The organism is Desulfoluna sp. CLI2B (assembly GCF_056847375.1).
Genome location: NZ_CP186557.1, coordinates 5,472,083 through 5,492,204, shown reverse-complemented (window position 1 = coordinate 5,492,204; position 20,122 = coordinate 5,472,083). Strand labels below are relative to the sequence as shown.

The 20,122-nt window shown below is 59.4% G+C and carries 16 protein-coding genes and 1 pseudogene; all 17 read right to left on the bottom strand.

From position 1 onward, the window contains the following. Positions 1-60: 60 nt before the first annotated feature. The 17 genes and pseudogenes from ACOYW2_RS25585 to ACOYW2_RS25505 all read right to left on the bottom strand — a co-directional run bounded on the left by ACOYW2_RS25585 (position 61) and on the right by ACOYW2_RS25505 (position 20,119). Positions 61-1,827: an ATP-binding protein gene (locus ACOYW2_RS25585; protein ID WP_482768399.1), complete on the bottom strand. Its 1,767-nt coding sequence runs from the start codon at positions 1,825-1,827 to the stop codon at positions 61-63. Between the two features lie 58 nt (positions 1,828-1,885). Next, complete coding sequence (locus tag ACOYW2_RS25580) at positions 1,886-2,584, bottom strand: response regulator (RefSeq protein ID WP_482418613.1); 699 nt, start codon at positions 2,582-2,584, stop codon at positions 1,886-1,888. 229 nt (positions 2,585-2,813) lie between these two features. After that, on the bottom strand, positions 2,814-3,026 hold the full coding sequence (locus ACOYW2_RS25575; protein ID WP_482768398.1) for a hypothetical protein: 213 nt from the start codon (positions 3,024-3,026) through the stop codon (positions 2,814-2,816). A 30-nt stretch (positions 3,027-3,056) separates the two neighbouring features. Then, the gene (locus tag ACOYW2_RS25570; protein WP_482420533.1) at positions 3,057-3,299 is read right to left on the bottom strand and encodes a hypothetical protein; all 243 of its coding nucleotides are present in this window, start codon (positions 3,297-3,299) and stop codon (positions 3,057-3,059) included. Positions 3,300-3,791: 492 nt separating this feature from the next. Next, positions 3,792-4,571: an alpha/beta fold hydrolase gene (locus ACOYW2_RS25565; protein ID WP_482768397.1), complete on the bottom strand. Its 780-nt coding sequence runs from the start codon at positions 4,569-4,571 to the stop codon at positions 3,792-3,794. Next, entirely contained in the window at positions 4,564-5,124 is a 561-nt protein-coding gene (locus ACOYW2_RS25560; RefSeq protein ID WP_482768396.1) for a DUF84 family protein, read from the bottom strand. The genes ACOYW2_RS25565 and ACOYW2_RS25560 overlap by 8 nt, the downstream gene beginning before the upstream one ends. Beyond that, positions 5,124-5,501 (bottom strand): annotated as a pseudogene (locus ACOYW2_RS25555) (ketopantoate reductase family protein); the annotation flags it as partial. The gene ACOYW2_RS25560 and the pseudogene ACOYW2_RS25555, both read right to left, overlap by 1 nt. 15 nt (positions 5,502-5,516) lie before the next feature. Then, positions 5,517-5,906, bottom strand: coding sequence for a ketopantoate reductase family protein (locus ACOYW2_RS25550; protein ID WP_482768395.1), 390 nt, complete (start codon positions 5,904-5,906; stop codon positions 5,517-5,519). Positions 5,907-6,322: 416 nt separating this feature from the next. Then, on the bottom strand, positions 6,323-7,618 hold the full coding sequence (locus ACOYW2_RS25545; RefSeq protein ID WP_482768394.1) for a helix-turn-helix domain-containing protein: 1,296 nt from the start codon (positions 7,616-7,618) through the stop codon (positions 6,323-6,325). 212 nt (positions 7,619-7,830) lie between these two features. Beyond that, entirely contained in the window at positions 7,831-9,639 is a 1,809-nt protein-coding gene (locus tag ACOYW2_RS25540; RefSeq protein WP_482768393.1) for an acyl-CoA dehydrogenase, read from the bottom strand. 283 nt (positions 9,640-9,922) lie between these two features. Continuing rightward, positions 9,923-10,552: a TetR/AcrR family transcriptional regulator gene (locus tag ACOYW2_RS25535; RefSeq protein WP_482418608.1), complete on the bottom strand. Its 630-nt coding sequence runs from the start codon at positions 10,550-10,552 to the stop codon at positions 9,923-9,925. Positions 10,553-10,752: 200 nt separating this feature from the next. Next, positions 10,753-11,760 (bottom strand): radical SAM protein, encoded by a 1,008-nt coding sequence (locus ACOYW2_RS25530; protein ID WP_482768392.1) that lies wholly within the window; start codon positions 11,758-11,760, stop codon positions 10,753-10,755. Between the two features lie 145 nt (positions 11,761-11,905). Further along, entirely contained in the window at positions 11,906-12,460 is a 555-nt protein-coding gene (locus ACOYW2_RS25525; RefSeq protein WP_180138258.1) for a cyclic nucleotide-binding domain-containing protein, read from the bottom strand. A 352-nt stretch (positions 12,461-12,812) separates the two neighbouring features. Beyond that, positions 12,813-14,960 (bottom strand): carbamoyl-phosphate synthase large subunit, encoded by a 2,148-nt coding sequence (carB, locus tag ACOYW2_RS25520; protein ID WP_482423837.1) that lies wholly within the window; start codon positions 14,958-14,960, stop codon positions 12,813-12,815. A 22-nt stretch (positions 14,961-14,982) separates the two neighbouring features. Further along, entirely contained in the window at positions 14,983-16,011 is a 1,029-nt protein-coding gene (locus ACOYW2_RS25515; RefSeq protein ID WP_482768391.1) for an ATP-binding protein, read from the bottom strand. A gap of 342 nt (positions 16,012-16,353) precedes the next feature. Beyond that, positions 16,354-17,490: a glutamine-hydrolyzing carbamoyl-phosphate synthase small subunit gene (gene carA, locus ACOYW2_RS25510; protein ID WP_482768390.1), complete on the bottom strand. Its 1,137-nt coding sequence runs from the start codon at positions 17,488-17,490 to the stop codon at positions 16,354-16,356. A 286-nt stretch (positions 17,491-17,776) separates the two neighbouring features. Next, complete coding sequence (locus tag ACOYW2_RS25505) at positions 17,777-20,119, bottom strand: FAD-dependent oxidoreductase (RefSeq protein WP_482768389.1); 2,343 nt, start codon at positions 20,117-20,119, stop codon at positions 17,777-17,779. Between the last annotated feature and the right edge of the window lie 3 nt (positions 20,120-20,122).

Here is a 20,122-nt window from a genome sequence, read left to right as displayed (position 1 = left end):
AGCTGGGCGGTGTGGGTTCGCTCAGCTCTCCGGGTTTGTTTTTCCTTGTCCTTTGGTTTTTCAGCTTGGAACAACCAGGGTAAAGGTGGAACCTTTTTCAGGGGTGCTTTCCACCCTCACCTCTCCGTTGAGCAGGTGCATCACGTGCTTGACGATGGCAAGGCCCAGGCCTGTGCCCCCTAGCTTTCGGCTCCGGGCGCTGTCCACCCGGTAAAAGCGCTCAAAGAGCCGGGGAATGTGCTCGGCAGGAATTCCGCACCCCTGGTCCGACACCCGGATCTCCACCCTGTCCTCGGTTCGTGCCACAGCCACGGTGACGGTGCTCCGGGCCGGACTGTACTTGATGGCGTTGTCCAGTAGGTTCACCACAGCACGCTCCAGAAGCATGGGGTCGAAGGTGGCCATCACCCCTTTGGCCCCTGTCACCTCCAGCGTCACATCCTTGGCGTCGGCGCTTCCCGAAAGAAGAAGAAGACTGGTCTCCAGCACCCCGTCCACCTGAGACGGCGTCAGGGAGAGCTCCCCTTGCTGCTGCTCGATGCGGGAGAGTTCCAGAAGGTCCTCAATGAGGTGGGTCATCCGCTCCACGTTCTTTTCGATAATGGTGTAAAAGCGATCATGGCTCTCGGGAAGCTTCTCTTTTTCCAGTAGGATCGTCTCCACGGCGCCCTTGATGCAGGTCAACGGGGTGCGCATCTCATGGGACGCGTTGGAGGCAAAGTCCCGGCGCATACTCTCCAGCCGACGCATGCGGGTGACGTCGTTAAATACGATGAGGGTTCCCAGGCGCGCCTCCCCCACACCCTTCAAAGGAGTGCTCCGGCTGTGGAGCAGGGTCTCCCGGTTGTCCCAGAGCTTGATGTACCTCTTCCATGCCTCGGCCTGCCCTGCTGCGTTTTTCGCAAAACCGAGGAAAGCGATGTTGCGTATCGCTTCGGACACCCCGAAGCCCACGGCCTCCCCCGGCACCAGGCCGAAAATCCCGTGGGCCGCAGCGTTCATGCTGATGATGGAAAAATCCGCGTCCACGGCCATCACCCCTTCCACCATGCTCGACAAAACGGCCTCCATCTCGTTTCTCTGGCGGGTGGTGGTGCGGATGCGCTCATCCAGCTGATGTGCCATCAGGTTCATGGACTCAGCGAGCCCGCCGATCTCTAAAGAGTCAGGGACGTAGAGCTTATGACTGAAATCCCCTTCGGCAAAAAGGCGCGCACTCCGCTGCATGTCGGAGATGGGACGGCTGATCTTCCGGGAGACCACGAGACTTATAAACCCGGCCACCAGGGCAGTGGCCAGGCCCCAGAAGAGGATGCGTTTCTGAACGGAGCGGACTTCGCCTTCAAGGGCCGTCATGGGAAGCGCCGTACGCACCACCCCCAGCACCACGTTGTCCTGCTCAATGGGAATGGCCACATACATCATGTTGGTGGTCAAGGTGGCACTGAAGCGGATGGACAAGCCCGTCACGCCTTCCAGGGCCTTCACCACCTCCGGGCGGGAGCCATGGTTCTCCATGGCGGCCGAATCCTTTGTGGAATCCCCCAAAACCCACCCGTCCCGGTCAATAACCGTCACGCGGCTGCCGGAGCGTTGGGACGACGCCTTGCAGTAAGCGTCGATGTCGGCTACACGATCCCCGTCCATGAGGGGGCCCACCCGAAGTCCCATGACCCCGGCAAGGGACTCCAGATCCCGGAGGGTCTGCTGGTGATAAAAGGAGGTCATGGAGGAGATGGCCAGAAGGCTCACCGCCGTAAGGGCCAGGACAAGGATCCCCACATAGGAGGGAAAAAGCTGCCAGAAAAGACGTTTACGCTGCATCATGGATCTATCATTGCCTGTGTATAAGGGGTAAAAAAGAAACCGCGGCCTTGACCGGATGTCAGACCTCTTTGAACCGATAACCGATGCCCCGGACCGTTTCGACATATTGGCTGCAGGGCCCGAGTTTCTTGCGCAAACCGGCCACAATCACGTCCACGCTGCGATCCGTAACCGCGTAGTTGTCCCCCCGGATGCCGTCCACGATCTGGGACCGGGTGAAAACCCACCCGGGTCGCCGGGCCAGGAGCAGCAGCAGGGAAAACTCGGAGAAGGTGAGTTCCACCCCCTGGCCCTGCACCTTCACCTGGACCCTGCCGGGACGAATCTCGATCTCCCCCAAGAGGAGCACCTCGTCCATGGTCGCGTCCCTTTCCCCCTTGTCGGTGCGTCTCCTCACCGCCCGGACCCGTGCCAGGAGCTCCCGGGGGCTGAAGGGCTTGGCCACGTAATCATCGGCACCCAGCTCCAGACCGGTGACGATGTCGGCCTCTTCTCCCTTGGCCGAAAGCATCACAATGGGAATATCCGCGGTGGCAGGGCTCCCTTTGAGGCTGCGGGTCACCTCCAGCCCGTCGATGCCGGGCAGCATGAGGTCCAGGACAATGAGATCCACGGTTTCACGCCTGGCGATCTCCACGGCGCGCTCCCCGCTTGCCGTACAGGTCACCTTGTAGCCTTCCCGTTCGAGGTTGTATTTCACTAGGTCCAGAATGTCCTCTTCATCATCCACGACCAGCATATGTGCTTTGGGTTTCATCACGTTCTCCATGGAAAGGGTGGCTTTGACGGCCAACGAGCCCGTCAAGGGTGCTGTAGGTTGTAAACCTGTTGTGTTAGGCTTGTGTTAGGCAGGTGTATGGATCGTGTAATCTCCCCGTTTTCCAAGGGCCCCCATGCCGCCACGGGATAATAAAAAGGCGAGGTTCCATGGAACCTCGCCTTGTTGTCGTAGCCCCGGCACCCGAAGGCCGGGGCCTTTGATATGGTTACCTATCTTCGGGAAATCCCCTGGGAAAGATGTACCGTGAGATGCGCGCCAGAAATCCGATGCGCCGATCCCCGGGCCGACGCCGAAAGAGCCCTTTCCCCTCGAAAGTGCCCCGTTGACGCCGTTCGTCGCCCCGGCGTCTCCATTTCGGATAGGTATCAAAGTGAAATCGCTTGTTATTCCCGTCTCTCCTCTCCTGGGTTTCTGCCATACGGCCCCCCTTTGCCGTTTCGACGGTACCTCATGCGGGGCCTTTATCGCAGGAGCTGCTCCATCGGCCCATGCGAAACCATCCGAAACGACGCTCACTGGAACGTCTCCGTTCCAAAATACACCGATTCTCCACCCCGCCCACTTCGGCGCTGTGGAGCACCCCATACCCCTGTCGGCGCTCAAACGGTTCACGCCGATCCAGCCCGAAGCGCCGCTCCAACGTCGCAAGGCGGGACATCGCTTCCGGGTCGAGATGAATAATGGTACTCATAGGACCTCCCGGCACAGGGCGTGTCAGGCACGAAACGACTCACGGCACCGGGCTTTGGCCCACGGCCGTGACCGCCCTTTGCAGGCGACGCACCGCCCGCAAGGATTCCGCGCCTATCCAACTGATTCCACTTCAATATACACCCCTTACCCCAAAGGTTCAAGGCGGGTTCACACCCCGCCAGAGCCAACGCATTTGTAACTATTCAGCTCAAAAAAAACAGCCTCCGGCGGCAAGGTGTGCCACCTTGAAAGCAGGTTGCGGATGTGTTTTGCCCCTCGTTCCTCGGGTCAAATCACATCCGCCTTTAAAGTAAAAATTCACTCAAAAAGATTTTTTAAAACCTGTTTGTTAAACCCGCCTTTATAAAATCAGGCAAAAGTTTAGCCCCCGGCAGGGCCGCCGGAGGCATAAGCTGAATAGTTACAAGTATTTAACGATTCAACTTGCCTCCAACAGGGCCATCGGAGGAAAATCTCAATGCGTTTTCCCTCACCCGGCAGCGCCATCGTAAAAATCAACCAGGGCGGCCACCACCTCGTCCCGCTTCTCGTGGTGGGCCACGTGGCGGCAGTCGCTCACCTTAAGGGCCGTGGCCCCGGCCACCGAGCGGCAGATGGCCTCCACCTGGCCCCAGGTGCCGTACTGGTCGTGTTCCCCCTGGATCACCAGGGTTGGGGCCGTCACCGCGGAGATGGCCCCGGTGATATCCCAGGTTCGATGGGAAGGAGAAAGCCAGGTGTCGGCCCAGCGCCTAAAGGCTTTTTCCGTGTTGTCCCCATGGTGCCGTGCGAGTTTTTCTCGAAAGGTGCCCTCAGCAAAGTAGCTGTCGGCATCGGCAATGCCGTCGATGGTGAGCTCGTCCACATACACATGGCAGGCCTCCACCACAATCCCGGCTGTCCGGTGGGGAAACATGGCCCCGAACAACAGGGCAATGGTGCCGCCGTCGCTGTGGCCAAAAAAGAGGGCCTGGGAAAGGCCCAGGGCATCAAGCACCAGCGGCAGCATGGTCTCCGCCTCAAAGGCGGGGTACTGGGAGTTGGCTTCCCACTCTGTCAAAGGGGATGATTTGCCGTATCCCCAACGATCCCATGCCCAGACCGTCCGGCCCGTGGCCCGGCTGAGGACCTCGGGAAAGTCGTGCCACATCCCCACGCACCCCAGACCTTCATGCAGCAGCACGATGGGCATGGCACCGGGGCTCTCCCCTTTCACACACACGGTGTAAAGGGTCTGGCCCAGAACAGAAAGCACCCGCTCCTCACGCATGGGCCTCTCCTTTTACGGAGGCGGCAAGGGCCACCAGGGCCATGGTTACGGCAGGAACCATGTAGTCGGCACGGGTCACGGCCCCGTTTGAGAGAAGGCCGATGATCCCTTCGGCATAGCCGATGCGCCGGCTCTCTGAGAGCCCGGCCCGGTGCACGGCCTCATCCAGCTCGCAGCCCCCGTCCACAACCATCCGGCACACCTCGCCGGGGAGCTCAAAGGCCGGGCCCACGCCCCGGTGAAACCGCTGGCCGTCATAGATCACGCAGGCGGTGAGGTTCATGTATCCGGTCTCGGTTCCGGCGACGGGTACCAGGCCCGACTCCAGTCCCACGCCGAAGCCCGAGCCGCCGTAGGCCCCCAGGGCTCTGTTGTCGGCTCCGCTGAGGGTCTCCTCATAGCCCACCGGCTGGTCCGACACCCCGGAGGGAGAGGCCACCGACACAAACGAAAGGTTGTTGAATCTGTTAAAGCCTTGAAAAGCCCTTTTTACCGCATCAAGCTTGTTGGGGTTGGCCGATCCCACGGCCACCCGAACACTGTCCTCTGACATCACGCACAATCCTTTTCCATAAACCCGATGATATCCAGCACCGTCTGGTTCACGGGCACCGCCACCCCGTGTTTTTCCCCTAAGCGCACCACCTCGCCGGTGAGGGCGTCGATCTCGGTCTTCTTGCCCGCCTTGAGGTCCTGGAGGGTCGAAGAGACGTGGGTGGCTGCCGTGGGAAGAAGGTCGCCGGTGAGTACCTGAAAATACTCCTCCGGGGTCTCCCACCAGGTACGGTACCCGGCCGCGGCCATCACCGCAAAAATCTCGTTGACCACGGACCGCATCAGGCGCAGCCCTTCGGGGTGGTCGGAAAGCTTGCCGTAGGGCACACCGAAGATGGCCCCCAGAGAGTTCAGGGAACCGTTAAAAAGCATCTTGGCCCAGAGGTCTCCTCAGCCAAGATCAAGCCTGGCTGACCTGCTGGCCGCCTCTACGACCGCCACCAACTCCCCGTCCATGGACCTCTCCAGATGCCCCATGGAGATGGGGGCCACATGGACCGTAATGTGGCTGGTGTTGGGTGCCGGCCGGGAAAACCCGGTGATGACCCGGGCGTTGTAAACCCGGTCGGGATCCACCCAGCGGGAAACCCGCTCCCGGTTGCCCCAGCCGTTCTGGCAGAGCACCACGCAGGTGGCTGGCCCCAAAAGCCCGGGAACCGCTGAAAGGGCCTTTCCCGCCTCCCCCGTGGCGCTGGACTTGGTGCAGACAAGCACATAATCATAGGGCCCGTTTGCCGAAAAATCATTCGGAGTCACCCCGGCCCGCACGTTGCGAAACACCGCCTGCCCCAACAGCCCCGTGCGCTTGAGCCCCTATAGGCAATAACATCAGCGCCTTCTTTCCGGGTCACAATATCCGGGGTCACCCCCGCCTCAGCAAGGCACGACGCCAGTCCCAACCCCACGGCACCGCCCCCAAACACCAGTACTTTCATATTATGAATATCCTTTCGCTGCCTCCGGCGGGTCGCTTTTTGAAAAAAGCGCCGCAAAAACGTTCCGGTTGCATCGCCTTCTGCCGCTCAGCCCCAGTGAGGCTGAGCGGCAGAAGGCGATGCCTGTTCGTTAATTTTATATAGTCGAATAGTTACGATCTTCCAAAAGGTCCAAGCAATTCACAAAAACCAGTTTGTCAAACGTTTCAAAAGTTTGGCCCCCGGCAGGGCCGCCGGAGGCTTTTTTTCTTCCCGTACGCTTTACACCTGGCGCAGTTTGAGCCAGAGGATCACCGCTTTTTCCTCCCCTTTGTTTTTCCAGCGGGAGGGGGTGCGTTCCACCAGGTGGATGAGGGAGCCTTCCACGGCTTCGAGGTCGCGGCTGCCGCTCTGGAAGAGGACGCTGCCCTTGATGACGTAGCCCACCTCTTCGCACTTCTCGTCGAAGAAGTGCTGTTTGATGACCCGGCCCGGCTCGATCTCCAGGAGCCACACCTCAAAGCCCGTGTCCCCGCCCGAGGGGATCACCTGGCGCACGGATCCGCCTTTTCCTGTGATGCCCGGGATGTTGATGTCCTGCCACTGGGAGGGCTCGTAGACAGGGGTGGCCTCTTCGGCGGAGTTGTCCGAGAAGAAGGAGCCTGTTTCCACGGCAAGGAGCTCTGCCATGCGGAAGAGGGCGGGAAGGGAGGGGTAGATCTGACCGTTTTCAATCTGGCTGATGGTGCTGGGGGTAACCCCCACCTGCTTGGCCAGACCGGTCTGGGAGAGGCCGGCGGAGGTGCGGAAGTGCTTGAGGCGGCTCCCGATGTCGATGCGGCCCCAGCCCTTCTGGTCCCCGGAGCCGAAGACCACCTCGCCATCGCGCACCCAGTAGCCCTGGGGCTTGTTCAAGGGGCCGTGCTCCCGTCCTTCGGCTTTGATGAGGTTGAAGAAAAATTTGCCTCGTTTGACGGAGAGCTCGATGACCACCTGGGCGATCTGGGCGATGCCCGCTTTCAGCCGGTCGCTGTGGGCCCGATGCTCGATGAGCCAGTACGCAATGGTGCTCAGTTCATAGAGCTTGGGGCAGGTGCGGGTGTAGAACTTCAGGATCCGCTCCTCATCTCCCCAGAGGTCCTGCATGCCGGTGATGGACTCAAAGATAAACCGGGTGTCCAGGCCGTGGTCCGCCAGATTGCTCTCCAGGGCGTCGGAGAGGGCCGAAGGATCCGAGGGGTTCTCCACCAGGATCACGTTGGCATTTCGTTCCCGCGAGCTGTAGTACTTGAGGAACAGCTCACTGCCCCCGCCTTTGCCGTGGGTGAAACAGTCCAGGATGGTGAGCCCCGGGGCATTGGCCAGGGGTCCCAGCTTTTTCACGAGGTTGTTGGGAGACCGGTCGAAACTGACATAGATCACCGGCTTGTCTTCCCGTGCGGATGCTTCCATGAGTTTCAGGCAGTAATCGGAAGCCAGGCTCCCGGAATCATCATGCCAGATGACGTTGTCTCCCACCCGAAGTCCGTCAAGTATCTCGTCCACTTTCCCGATGCCGGTTCCCGCTTTTTGGTGCATTCTTACGTCCTCAAAATGGTTGTGAGCCCTAAAATTAAAGATCCCGTTCATGGTTCGCCACGCATGCGGCCGAAGGCGTCCCCTCCAAACGCCCGCGCCGGTAACACGCGTCTCCCCATAATAACAAAGCCCGGAAGAGGATGCGAGGCACACTCTTCCGGGCTTATATATAGCACTGATCAGGGATGAAATCCCCTATAACCTCTTATCGGTTAGCCGATGAATGCGTCTTCGGGCATCTCCATGATGGAGCCGGTGAGGCCTTTGACGGAGTCCATCTTGCCGAGGCCGATGGGCAGCATGTGCTCGATGAAGAACTTGGCGGTAACCACCTGACCTTCGTAGAAGGCTTTGTCCTTCTTCTTGGCTTTTTCGATCTTGGGCTGAGCAACGGCAGCTCTCCAGAGATGCATCCAAGCCATGATCAGGTCACCGCAGCACTCCTGGAAGAGGGTAGCGGAACCGAAGGCATCGAGGAGCTTCTCGCTCATGGCGGCGCCGCCGATGGCCATGGCGCACTCACCCACTTTGTTCAGGGCGGCTTCAACCTTGGCTGCCATGTCTTCGAGACCGGCTTCCTTGGCCAGGGCGATGGCAGCCTGGATCTCACCCATCAGGTCCATCATGGGCTTGCCTTTCTTCATGCCGAGCTTACGGCCGAGGAGGTCCATGGCCTGGATCCCGTTGGTGCCTTCGTAGATGGAGGTAATCTTGCAGTCACGAAGGAGCTGGGCCTGGGGATACTCTTCGATGAAGCCGTAGCCGCCGTAGATCTGGATACCCAGGGAGCAGACTTCGAAGCCCTTGTCGGTGCCGTAGCTCTTGGCAACGGGGGTCACGATCTCGATGAGGCCGTTGTACTTGTCACGAACTGCTTCGTCTTCGGCGGTGGAGACCATGTCGAAGCAGAAGCCCATGTAGTAGAGCAGGGAACGCATGCCTTCAACGTAGGACTTCATGATGAGCAGGTTGCGACGTACGTCGGGGTGCTGGATGATGGGCACACCCTTGGGCTCGGCGTCGAGCATGGAGAGCAGGTTGGGGCTCTGGATACGCTCTTTGGCGTAGTTTACGGCGTTCATGTAAGAGGTGGTGGCAAAGCCGTGACCCTGGAGGGCCACGCCCTGGCGGGCTTCGTTCATCATGAGGAACATGGCCTTCATGCCTTTGTTCTTCTCACCGATGAGGGTACCGCGGCACTTGCCCTTGCCGCCGAAAGCGATGGAGCAGGTGGCGTTGCCGTGGATGCCCATCTTGTGCTCAACACCGGTAACGACCACGTCGTTGTCTTCGCCGAAGCTGCCGTCATCGTTGACCCAGAGCTTGGGCACGATGAACAGGGAGATACCGCGGGTCCCTGCGGGGGAGCCTTCGATACGGGCGAGAACCGGGTGGATCACGTTGGGAACCATGTCGGAGTCGCCGCCGGAGATGAAGATCTTGTTGCCCACGATGTTGTAGGTGCCGTCGTCGTTGGGGGTAGCCACGGACTCAAGGGCGCCTACGTCGCTGCCTGCGTTGGCTTCGGTGAGACACATGGTGCCGCCCCACTCGCCGGAGTAGAGCTTCTTGAGGTAGAGCTCCTTCTGCTTGTCGGAACCGAGGCTGGCGATGATGTTGCCGCAGCCGTGGGTGAGGCCGGGGTACATAAGGAAAGCGCAGTTGGCGCCGGTGAAGAGCTCACCGCAAGCCAGGGAAACAGAGTGGGGAAGGCCCTGGCCGCCTACTTCCGGGGCATCGGCCATGGCAACCCACTCGTTCTCGCAGAAGAGCTTGTAGGGCTTGTGGAATGAAGGGGGTACCTTCACCTGGCCGTTTTCCAGCTTGACGCCCTCTTCGTCACCGGTCTTCTGGGTGGGAAGAATTTCATTGACGGCGAACTTCCTGGCTTCGGACAGAACCATGTCGATGGTTTTCTTGTTGAAATCACCGTACTTCTCGGTCTCTGAAAACTGAGCAACGTTCAGCATTTCGTGAAGAACGTAATCCTGGTCCCTGCGGTCTGCAATCTGTTGTGCCATAACAAAATCTCTCCTTATATTAAGACATTTTAAGATTATTTAAGGCATATTAAGGGCCTTGTCAGCTCTGAAATCTAATGAATTCCCTTCCAATACAGCACTTTCGACCAAATCATTATTACTCAAAGCAGAACTATGTTTATGGTTTTACACAAAAAACCATTTTCTCGTCTGCCTTGTGCGGCAACGCCCTGCACAGGCCTGAAATAAGCCAATTGTCAGCGTTAACGCGGTATTATTCCAGATTTTTACCTGTCGGTCAATAACTATCCCGACCTCTCCCTCACTTGGAGACACAAAAGCCGTTGGTGAGAAGCTCAAAGGCACGATTCAACCAGGCTTCGATGTCATACGTCTCCCTGCTCCCGGAGACCCAGGGCCAGATGGCAGAAAAGATCACCCCGTAGAACAGGGCCGAGAGGTCTTCGGCGGGGTAGGGCCTGAACTCCCCTTTTTCAACCCCCTCCTGAAAAATCTCGGTGTAGGTCTCCACCATCTTGTCGTTGAGGCGATTGATGTCGGCGTTGAGCTCCGGGGAGAGGATCATGTCGACGCTGCTCCGCAGGGAGATATACACCCGCACAAAGGCCTGGTTGTTCCTCAGGAACCGGGCATTGGCCTGGAGACATGCGTATGCCCTGTCCCTGGGGGCCAGATCCTTTCGCGAGGCGGCCTCGGCAATGAGGCGCCCAAGGCGGATGCCCCGGTCCATCACCATGTCATGGAAAATCTGCTCTTTTCCACTGAAGTACTTGTAGATGGTGCCCAGAGGGTATTCGGACTTCTGACTGATCTGAGCCATGGTGGTCCCGTAGTACCCCCTCTCCGCAAAAACGGAAAGTGCTGCTTCCAGAATCTCTTCCCGACGCCGTTTGTACTCCCGTTCCTTTCTGCTCAGTCCCGAATCCGCCACGCCCCCTCCCAGTTAGTGAAGTAAATTTTATTATTATTTTGACTTATAATTCTGTCAAGTTGTTTCTCTACGAACCATCGGAAAACCGCGAAGGGCGCACTGTTCCGGCGCCCTCCCCCTGCCGCTGAAATCTACTCGATCTGGTATCAAGGGTGTGTATGTTACCCAATACCTTGGGGAATCGCCCGACCTACCCCGACTCACTTCGGGGTGATCTCCTCCTTGAGCAGGCAACACGCCACGCGCCACTCCGGGGTCCCATTTTCTTTGTATACAATGTTTCCAGGCTGGATGATCCGGTTCATGACGCACCCCTCGGCAATGGAGAGATCAAAGAGATCGGTCTCGTTGATGCGGGGGGCGTCCTTAAGCTTTCCGTCTTCGATGACCATGGAGTGAACGGGAAAATCTTCGCACAGGGGGCAGCGGTAGACCCTGCCGTTGGGAAAGAGAAAGAGGTTGTCCGCCACATGGCCTGCGCACTCAAACGCCTCGTCCTCCTCCAGGAACACCTTGGGCCAGGTGACCTTGATTCCCCTTCGGGCCACCTCTTCGGCAACCTTGGGGACCACCTCCATCCAGCTGTCCCGGGTGACGCGCATGAGGCCTTCCTCTTCGGCCTCTTCCCGGGCTGAGTTGCCTCGGATTCCCAGCACCTGGATAAAAAAGTGATTCACCCCGAGTTCTTCCAGGAGGTCGGGCATCTGATCGAGTTCGTGGAGGTTGGCCCCGCTCACCGTGTAGATCAGGCTGGTGGAAAAGCCCTTGGCCACCCCTTTTCGAACGCCCGCCATGCAGGTCTCCCAGGAGCCCTTGCCCCGAATGGGGTCATTGGTGGCGGCAGTGGCGCCGTCCAGGCTGAAGGAGAGGGCGTCCACCTCGGCCGGTGTCACCTTGTCGAGGATGTCGTGAAAGAGGTAGCCGTTGGTATCGATGGTGATGGAGGCGTAGCCCAAAGCCCTGGCTTTTTTCACGGCCCGGGCAAGGTCGGGATGCATGGTGGGCTCCCCGCCGAGGAAGATGATGTTGGCCTCCTTGGAGCGTGTGGCAAACAGGGCCAGCCACTCTTCGATGGTCTCAATGGGCAGGGTCTGGGTTCCGTGCTGGGTGGGATTGATATAACAGTGGCGGCAGGAGAGGTTGCAGGCCGTCAGGATATGGAAAAAGACGTTGGTGGCGTCTTTGGTAAAGGATACGGTCTTTCTCATTGTTTGTCCTTCTCATCCGGACCTTCAGGCAGGGGAAAAGACTCCCCACGGCAATCTGCCGATCCGAACACGGACAAAAAACGCGGCACAGGAAGAAATGGGGTTGTGACTCCCTGGTATTTCCCGGAGCTGTCTCAGTCGGCCATCATTGCTGGGAGCCTTCGATGTGGCGCCTGATGATGACGTTCATTTTCTCTTCTCTGATGCGCTGAAGATCCTGTTTGGTCTTGATCAATTCCTCGTTGGTTGCCCGAAGGCGAATGGACATGTACTCGGCAAAGATGCGGTAGAGAAGCAACAGGAAATCGAGGCGTTCGTCGTGGTCGGCCCCGTCCCCTTCCAGCTTCTCCCCGGCCATGGTGTTTACGGCGATGCAGGTGGTTCGTCCCACGGCCGTCACCGTGGCGGATCGCTTCAGGGAGTCGATGATGCGCATCTCCCCGAACAACTCCCCGATGTTGGTCAACCGGGTAATCTCCACATCCTCTTTGGATACACGGACAGAACCGGCCAGTAAAAAATAGAGCCAGGGATCCCGATCCCCTTCTTTGATGATCTTCTCACCGTCCTCGTACTCACGGATTTTACTCAGCTTCAGGAGTTTACCGAGGTAACGGGTTTCGAAATTCTTCAAAGCCGGAATGCTCATGAGTTTCTGGATATTCTGGATATTATCCTTGAGATATCGCGTCTCAATCATGAAGCCTCCTGCCTCCTTTCCATAGAGAAATCCACAGCGGTCCCGTCGGCACATCCGACACAGACTTCAAATTAATCCCTGTTTGCAGATTATTCAATAAAAATTGTCACTATTCAGCTCAAACACGTCTCCGGGGGCCAAACTTTTAAAACATTTGACAAACAGGTCGTTGGTGAGCCCTTCCGGGCTTCGCCGAAATAAATTCGACCGGTTCCTGAAAAAATGGTGTGCGGCCTGCCGTGAGCTAGCCAAATACGGGGGATAGGCGAAGAGCCTTCCGGACCATTATTGCCCGGGTCAATGATGGGGGGTGTGAAAGGCGCGGCAACGCCGCGCCTTTCAATGGGCGGGATTAGCTATGGTAGTCCTGGAGCGGTTTCACCGCGCAACTCTCCTCTTTCAAGCGGGCAATGGCGCGGGCAACGGCCATGGCACCGGTGAGGGTCGTGGCAAAGGGCACCTTGAACTTCAAGGCGGCCCTGCGGATCTTATACCCGTCATGGGTGGTCTCGCTCGTGCCGGACGGGGTGTTGATCACCAGCTGAATCTCGTTGTTCTTGATGGCGTCCACCACGTGGGGGCGTCCCACCGAGACCTTGTTCACCAGCACGTTGGCCACCCCGTTCTTGGTGAGGAAGTCCGAGGTGCCGCTGGTGGCCATGATGGTAAAGCCAAGGGCCTTGAACAGAGAGGCCGTGGGCAGCATCTGGCCCTTGTCCCCCTCCTTGACGCTGATAAAGACGGTGCCCTCGGTGGGCAGGTCGTCTCCGGCAGCGATCTGGGCCTTGGCGTAGGCAATGCCGAAGTCATCGCCGATGCCCATAACCTCGCCCGTGGATTTCATCTCGGGACCCAGCAGGGTATCCACATGGGGGAACCGGTCAAAGGGCATCACCGCTTCTTTCACCGAGATGTGGCTGGGAACGAACTCCTTCTCCAGGCCAACCTCGGCCAGGGTTTTGCCCAGCATCACCTTGGTGGCCAGCTTGGCAAAGGGGATGCCCGTGGCCTTGCTCACAAAGGGAACGGTACGGGACGCCCTGGGGTTGACCTCGATGATGTAGAGGCGGTTGTCCTTAATGGCGTACTGAACGTTCATCAGCCCCACCACGCCCAGCTCTTTTGCCATGGCGCGGGTGGCTTCGTGGATCTCGTTGAGCAGGCGGTTGGGGATGCTCATGGGCGGGAGCACGCAGGCCGAGTCGCCGGAGTGGATCCCCGCCTCTTCGATGTGCTGCATAACCCCTGCGATGATGGTCTTCTCTCCGTCGGAGATGGCGTCCACATCAAGCTCCACCGCGTCTTCCAGGAACTTGTCGATGAGCACGGGGTGGCCCGGTGAGGCCTCCATGGCTTCGCGGATAAACCCTTCCAGGTCCTCTTCGGAGTAGACCACACGCATGGCCCGGCCGCCCAGAACGTAAGAAGGACGAACCATGACGGGGTAGCCGATGCGGCGTGCCTCCACCAGGGATTCCTCGTAGTTCATGGCGATGCCGCTCTCGGGCTGGGTGAGTTTCAGCTTCTTGAGCATGGCCTGGAACTCGTCGCGGTCTTCGGCGCGGTGGATGCTCTCGGGCTGGGTGCCGATGATGGGCACCCCGGCGGCCTTGAGGCCCAGGGCCAGGTTCAGGGGAGTCTGCCCCCCGAACTGCACGATGACCCCGTAGGGGTTCTCCTTTTCCACGATGTGCAGGACATCCTCTTTGGTGAGGGGCTCGAAGTAGAGCTTGTCCGAGGTGTCGTAGTCCGTGCTCACGGTCTCAGGGTTGGAGTTGACCATGATGGACTCCACCCCCTCTTCGCGCAGGGCAAAGGAGGCGTGGACGCAGCAGTAGTCGAACTCGATGCCCTGGCCGATGCGGTTGGGCCCGCCCCCTAAGATCATCACCTTCTTATTATCTGTGACCCTTGCCTCGCACTCCTCTTCATAGGTGGAGTAGTAGTAAGGGGTCGAAGCCTCGAACTCGGCGGCACAGGTGTCCACCAGCTTGTAGACGGGTCGGATGCCCAGGGCGTAGCGCTGAGCACGCACCCAGTCTTCGTCCGTACCGTTGAGCACACCGATTTGCACATCGGAAAAGCCGTTGCGCTTGGCGCGTTTGAGAAGGTCGGCGTCCATCTTCTTGCCGGCCTCGCGGATCACGTCTTCCATGTCGCTGATGCGCTTGATCTGGTGGAGAAACCAGGGATCCACCTTGGTCATGGCGTGGATCGCCTCCAGGGAGATCCCTGCCTTCATGGCCTGGCGCAGGTAGAAGAGGCGCTTGGAGTTGGGGGTCACCAGGTGGTGCTCGATGTCGGTCTTGGAGAGCTCCTCCACCTCGCGACCGTCGCTGCCCAGGCCGAAGCGTCCGATCTCCAGGGAGCGGATCGCCTTCTGGAGGGACTCGGTGAATGTACGACCGATGCTCATGGTCTCGCCCACGGACTTCATGGCCGTGGTGAGGTAGTCCTCGGTCTCGGGAAACTTCTCAAAAGTCCAGCGGGGCACTTTCATGACCACGTAGTCGATGCTGGGCTCAAAGGAGGCCAGGAGCTGCTCGTGACGTCGGGGCTCTTCCAGTCGTCCAGGGTGGGAAGCAGCACAACAGCCAGTTTGGCGGCAATCTTGGCAATGGGCTCGCCTTGGAGGCCAGGGCCGAGCTTCGGGAGACCCTGGGGTTCATCTCCACCACGATGATCTCGCCGTCGGCCGGGTTCACGGCAAACTGAACGTTGGAGCCGCCGGTGTCCACCCCGATCTCCCGCAGGATAGCGATGGAGGCGTCACGCAGCTTCTGATACTCCTTGTCCGACAGGGTCTGGGCCGGGGCAACAGTGATGGAGTCCCCGGTGTGGACCCCCATGGCGTCCAGGTTTTCGATGGAGCAGATGATCACGACGTTGTCCGCCTTGTCCCTGACCACCTCCAGCTCGTACTCTTTCCAGCCGAGGACGGACTGCTCCAGCATCACCTGGGTGTTGAGGCTTGCCTCAAGACCTGCCTTGCAGAAGGCCTCCAGCTCCTCGGGGTTGTAGGCCACGCCCCCGCCGGTGCCGCCCAGGGTAAAGCTGGGCCGGACGATGATGGGAAAGCCGATCTCATCGGCAACCTGCCTCACCTCGTCCATGGTGGTGGCAAACCCGCTTCGGGGAATGTTCAGGCCGATCTTGTTCATGGCGTTGCGGAAAAGCTCGCGGTCCTCGGCCTTCTTGATGGTGGCCACGTCCGCGCCGATCATCTCCACACCAAACTTATCCAGAACGCCCATCTCGGCCACGCCGATGGCGGTGTTGAGGCCGGTCTGGCCCCCGAGGGTGGGAAGGATGGCGTCGGGCCGCTCCTTTTCGATGATCTTGGCCAGGGTCTCCGGGGTCACCGGCTCAATGTAGGTGCGATGGGTCATGATGGTGGCAGGGTTGGAGTTCACCAGAACCACCTCGTACCCCTCTTCCCGCAGCGCCTTGCACGCCTGGGTCCCGGAGTAATCAAATTCACACGCCTGGCTGATGATGATGGGCCCGGCGCCTACGATCAATATCTTATTTATGTCGGTGCGTTTTGGCATGATCCCTTGCCTCTACTAATCTATCGGTTATGGTTGCCTCCGGCGAGCCTGCCGGGGGCCAAACGTTTGCCCAATGTATATGAGCTGGGTTTGACAAACAGGTTATCAACACGTGAGGTGCCTTCGTCTTCCTGACCTGCACAGGTTTAAACATGACCGGAAGCATTTTGACCTCATTCAAGTCACCTCAGCCCCACCACGGGCGAAGCCCGTCAGCGAATGTGATCGACCTGAAGAATGAAGGTCGGAAGCATTCGCGAACCTGGGGTCCAGGTGATCATCCCCTGGCCGCCGGAGGCAAACTTTCGGGCATAAAAAAACAGGGCAACAAGTGCCCTGTTCTTAAACAGTGAAACGTTCCATCATGGAAACAAACTCATCAAACAAGTACTGGGCATCGTTGGGCCCCGGAGACGCCTCCGGATGGTACTGCACACTGAGCACGGGGTGAACCTTGTGTCTCAAGCCTTCCACGGTGCGGTCGTTGAGGTTCACATGGGACACTTCCACGTCGGCTGCGGACAGGCTGTCCATGTCGGCTGCAAATCCGTGGTTCTGGCTGGTGATCTCCACCTTGGATGTTTCGGTGTTCTGCACGGGCTGGTTGCCGCCGCGGTGGCCGAACTTCAGCTTGTAGGTCTTTCCGCCCAGGGCCAGGCTCATGATCTGGTGGCCGAGGCAGATGCCGAAAATGGGTCGGTACCCGATGAGGGCCTTCACCGTCTCCACGGCGTAGGTCACGGGCTCGGGGTCGCCGGGGCCGTTGGAGAGAAAGATCCCGTCGGGGTTCATGGCCTTGACGGTCTCGGCGGTGGTATTTGCGGGCACCACGATCACCTCGCAGCCTGCGGCTTCCAGAAGGCGGATGATGTTGAACTTGATGCCGAAGTCAAAGGCCACCACCGTTTTTTTCTCGCCTCGGGCGGAAAAGAGACCCTCTGCCAGCTCTTCCTGAATGAAGACCGGGGTGTCGTTGACCAGGCGGTAGGGCTTGTCCGTGGAGACGCCGCTGGCCAGGTCACACCCTTCCATGGAGGGCAGTGCCTTGGCTTTTTCCACAAGGGCCTCGGGGTTGGCCACATCCGTTGAGATGATGCCGCGCTTGGCGCCGTGGGTTCGGAGGTGCAGGGTCAGTGCCCGGGTATCGAGTTCATCGATGCCCACGACATTGGCTGCCTTGAGGTAGTCAGCCAGGCTCATGTCGGCCCGCCAGTTGCTGTAATCGTCCTGATACTCGCGGACGATGAGGGCGGAGGCCTGGATCCGGGAGGACTCCACGTCCTCACGGCTTACGCCGTAGTTTCCAATGAGGGGATAGGTCATGGTGACCATCTGTCCACGGTAGGAGGGGTCGGTGAGAATTTCCTGATACCCCGTCATGCTGGTGTTGAAGACAACCTCTCCACCCACCTCGCCGGGACCTGTAAAGCTGCGGCACGAAAAAATTCGTCCGTCTTCGAGGGCAAGCAGTGCTTTCATGAAAGGTGATTCCTTATTTGACAAACGATGCGGGACACTAAAAGGGCGGCCCTGCATGGCCCGTCCATAATGCATGAATCATGGTGAGACGGATCACGTGGATCCATCGTCATTACGGCTCTTTGAAGGGGTGTTTTCCTTTACCGGAGTCCGCGCGCAACTATCCCGCTTCTTACGCAGGCGGTAAAAAGCGGGATAGCAATAAACCAAATGGAAACTGTCAGCTGTTGTGTCGGTGAAGATAAAAGGGCGATCCCCTCACCTTGAAACCGATATAAAACCGGTTTTACCCCATGGGGGTGTTGGTGATCAGGGTCCAGATCCCGCACGGGCAGGCATCGGCGCAAAATCCGCAGCCAATGCAGCGATCCGTCTTCACCACATACTCAAAAGGCGAGCTCGGATTCCCCGTCTCGCGTCTTTCAATCGCCTCTTTGGGGCACAAGGTAACACAGATACCACAGTCTCTGCAACTCCCACATGACGAACATTCGGTTCCGCAGGTCTGGAGATCCTCAAAGACGGAGAGCCTGGGGTCGAAATAGGCCAGGTTCATGCGGTCCTTGGCGATCACCTCCCGGGGGTCCCATCCGGACGGACGCTTGCCCTTGCTGATGGCGTCGATGGTCTCTGCAGCCCGCCTGCCAGCGCCAATGGCGTCCGTGATGAGCCCCAGCCCCGTGATATCGCCGATGGCAAAGATCGAGGGGTCGGTGGTCTGACAGTTCTCGTCCACGGAGACGTAACCGTTCTGAGCGATGCTGACGCTTCGGGGCAGAAACTCCGCGTCGGCCACATCCCCGATGGAGAGGATCACGGTATCGGCTTCAAGGAGTTCACCGTCCGTAAGGAGCACGCCTTTGTCCGTGATCTCCCGGGTAAAACAGGGCCACTTGAAGATGGCGCCGGCCTGTTCAGCGGCCTCTTTCTCTTCGCCAAAAGCAGCGGGTTCCTGAATGTCGATGAGGGTGACCGTTTCGGCCCCGCAGCGCACAGCCTCGGTGGCTGCATCACAGGCGGAGTTGCCTGCACCGATGATCACCACCTTTTTGCCGGGCTTGGCCTTGTCTTCCTTGGCGTCGGCCAGAAAGTCGTTGCCGGTGACGAGGCGCTCTTTTCCGGGCACGTCGAGCATGCGCGGTTTCTGGGCCCCTGCCGCTACCACGATAAAGTCGTTGTCCGCCTTCATGCGGTCCAGCTCCACAGCGGTCAAGGGCTGCTGAAGATGGATATGGGGCAGAATCTCGCTGATGCGGGCCAGTTCCGCGTCCAGGACCTCTTTGGGGATCCGGCTCTCGGGGATCACCGAGGCGATCTTCCCGCCCAGGGTGGGGGCGGTGTCGTAGACCACGGGATCATGGCCGGCCATGCGCAACTGCCAGGCCACGGAGACCCCTGCGGGACCGCCGCCGATGACCGCCACCTTGCGGCCGGAAACCTCGGGCACGCTGGGAACCTGGGCGGCAATGCTTGCCTTGCCCAGCTGCTTGATGTCGATGGAGGGCATAAAGGCCGACTGCTTGGTACAGGCTGCCATGCAGGGGTTGGGGCAGAGGTAGCCGCACACCGTCGCGGGAAAGGGCGTGTAGTGAAGGGCCAGCTCAACAGCTTCGTCCACCAGGCCGTTTCGCACCAGGCCCCAGCGCTGCTGCACGGGAATGCCCGAAGGACAGGCTCCCTGGCAGGGTGCCACGTACTTCTGGTTCTCCCACACCGGCACAAAGCGCCGGAGCTCCCCTGTGGTGATAACGGGAATATGGCTCATGTCCAGGTCGGTGAGGTCTCCGATGAGCCCTCCCTCCCCCAGCTCGCTGTCCCACACCTCATGGCGGAAGGATGCCATGGACCGGGTGGCGCTCCCCATCTTCTCCTGGGGGGTCCGGGCCACCAGGAGCTGCCAGTCGTCGCGACGGGCCAGCTTGGTGTAGGCGTCCTCTTTCCCGACGCGCGTCAGAAAGGCCTTCAGGTTCGTGGAAAGCCATTCCCACGCCTCATCCGAGATGGGCGCCATGCGGGCATCGCCCTGGCTGTACCCTTTGATGGGTCCGCGGAAAAAGACGCGCCCGCCCACCATGCCCACCAGGGGACGGTAGCCCAGGACGTTCTCTTCGTTCTGGGGATTCCAGCCGCAGACCACGGCGGTACCGCCTGCCATGAACTCGCCGAAGTAGTCCCCGGCCGATCCCAGAACCCAGAGTTCGGGGGGTTCAAAGCGGGGGTTCTCTTTGGTCATGGTCATGCCGCGGGCACCGATGTTTCCGGCAACGGACACCCGGCCCTGGGCCATGGCGTTGCATGCACCGTTGGAGGCGTTGCCGTGGATGATGATCTCGGCCCCGGCGTTAAGCCAGCCGATGTCGTCGGAGGCCGCCCCCATGATTTCAATGGTTGTATTGGGAAATCCCATGGAACCGGTCCGCTGGCCGCAGGTACCGGTGATCCTGACGGAAATCTTTTCATCGCCGGCGCCGTGCAGGCGCCCGCCGATGCCGTGCTGCCCTAAGGCATCCACCTCTATCTGGCGGTATCCCTTGGCGATGGCCTTCTGGATCTTCTCCTCCAGCAGGCGCGACGCAATACGGGTTCCCTCTTCCTTTCCATGGATGGTAATTTTCGTCTTGCTCTTCATGTC

Excerpts from the sequence above, each read along its gene's own strand:
- ACOYW2_RS25585 (WP_482768399.1), bottom strand. The coding sequence starts at position 1,827 with ATGATGCAGCGTAAACGTCTTTTCTGGCAGCTTTTTCCCTCCTATGTG.
- ACOYW2_RS25580 (WP_482418613.1), bottom strand. The coding sequence starts at position 2,584 with ATGAAACCCAAAGCACATATGCTGGTCGTGGATGATGAAGAGGACATT.
- ACOYW2_RS25575 (WP_482768398.1), bottom strand. The coding sequence starts at position 3,026 with ATGGCAGAAACCCAGGAGAGGAGAGACGGGAATAACAAGCGATTTCAC.
- ACOYW2_RS25570 (WP_482420533.1), bottom strand. The coding sequence starts at position 3,299 with ATGAGTACCATTATTCATCTCGACCCGGAAGCGATGTCCCGCCTTGCG.
- ACOYW2_RS25565 (WP_482768397.1), bottom strand. The coding sequence starts at position 4,571 with ATGCGTGAGGAGCGGGTGCTTTCTGTTCTGGGCCAGACCCTTTACACC.
- ACOYW2_RS25560 (WP_482768396.1), bottom strand. The coding sequence starts at position 5,124 with ATGTCAGAGGACAGTGTTCGGGTGGCCGTGGGATCGGCCAACCCCAAC.
- ACOYW2_RS25545 (WP_482768394.1), bottom strand. The coding sequence starts at position 7,618 with ATGCACCAAAAAGCGGGAACCGGCATCGGGAAAGTGGACGAGATACTT.
- ACOYW2_RS25540 (WP_482768393.1), bottom strand. The coding sequence starts at position 9,639 with ATGGCACAACAGATTGCAGACCGCAGGGACCAGGATTACGTTCTTCAC.
- ACOYW2_RS25530 (WP_482768392.1), bottom strand. The coding sequence starts at position 11,760 with ATGAGAAAGACCGTATCCTTTACCAAAGACGCCACCAACGTCTTTTTC.
- ACOYW2_RS25525 (WP_180138258.1), bottom strand. The coding sequence starts at position 12,460 with ATGATTGAGACGCGATATCTCAAGGATAATATCCAGAATATCCAGAAA.
- carB (WP_482423837.1), bottom strand. The coding sequence starts at position 14,960 with ATGAAAGTGCCCCGCTGGACTTTTGAGAAGTTTCCCGAGACCGAGGAC.
- ACOYW2_RS25515 (WP_482768391.1), bottom strand. The coding sequence starts at position 16,011 with ATGCCAAAACGCACCGACATAAATAAGATATTGATCGTAGGCGCCGGG.
- carA (WP_482768390.1), bottom strand. The coding sequence starts at position 17,490 with ATGAAAGCACTGCTTGCCCTCGAAGACGGACGAATTTTTTCGTGCCGC.
- ACOYW2_RS25505 (WP_482768389.1), bottom strand. The coding sequence starts at position 20,119 with ATGAAGAGCAAGACGAAAATTACCATCCATGGAAAGGAAGAGGGAACC.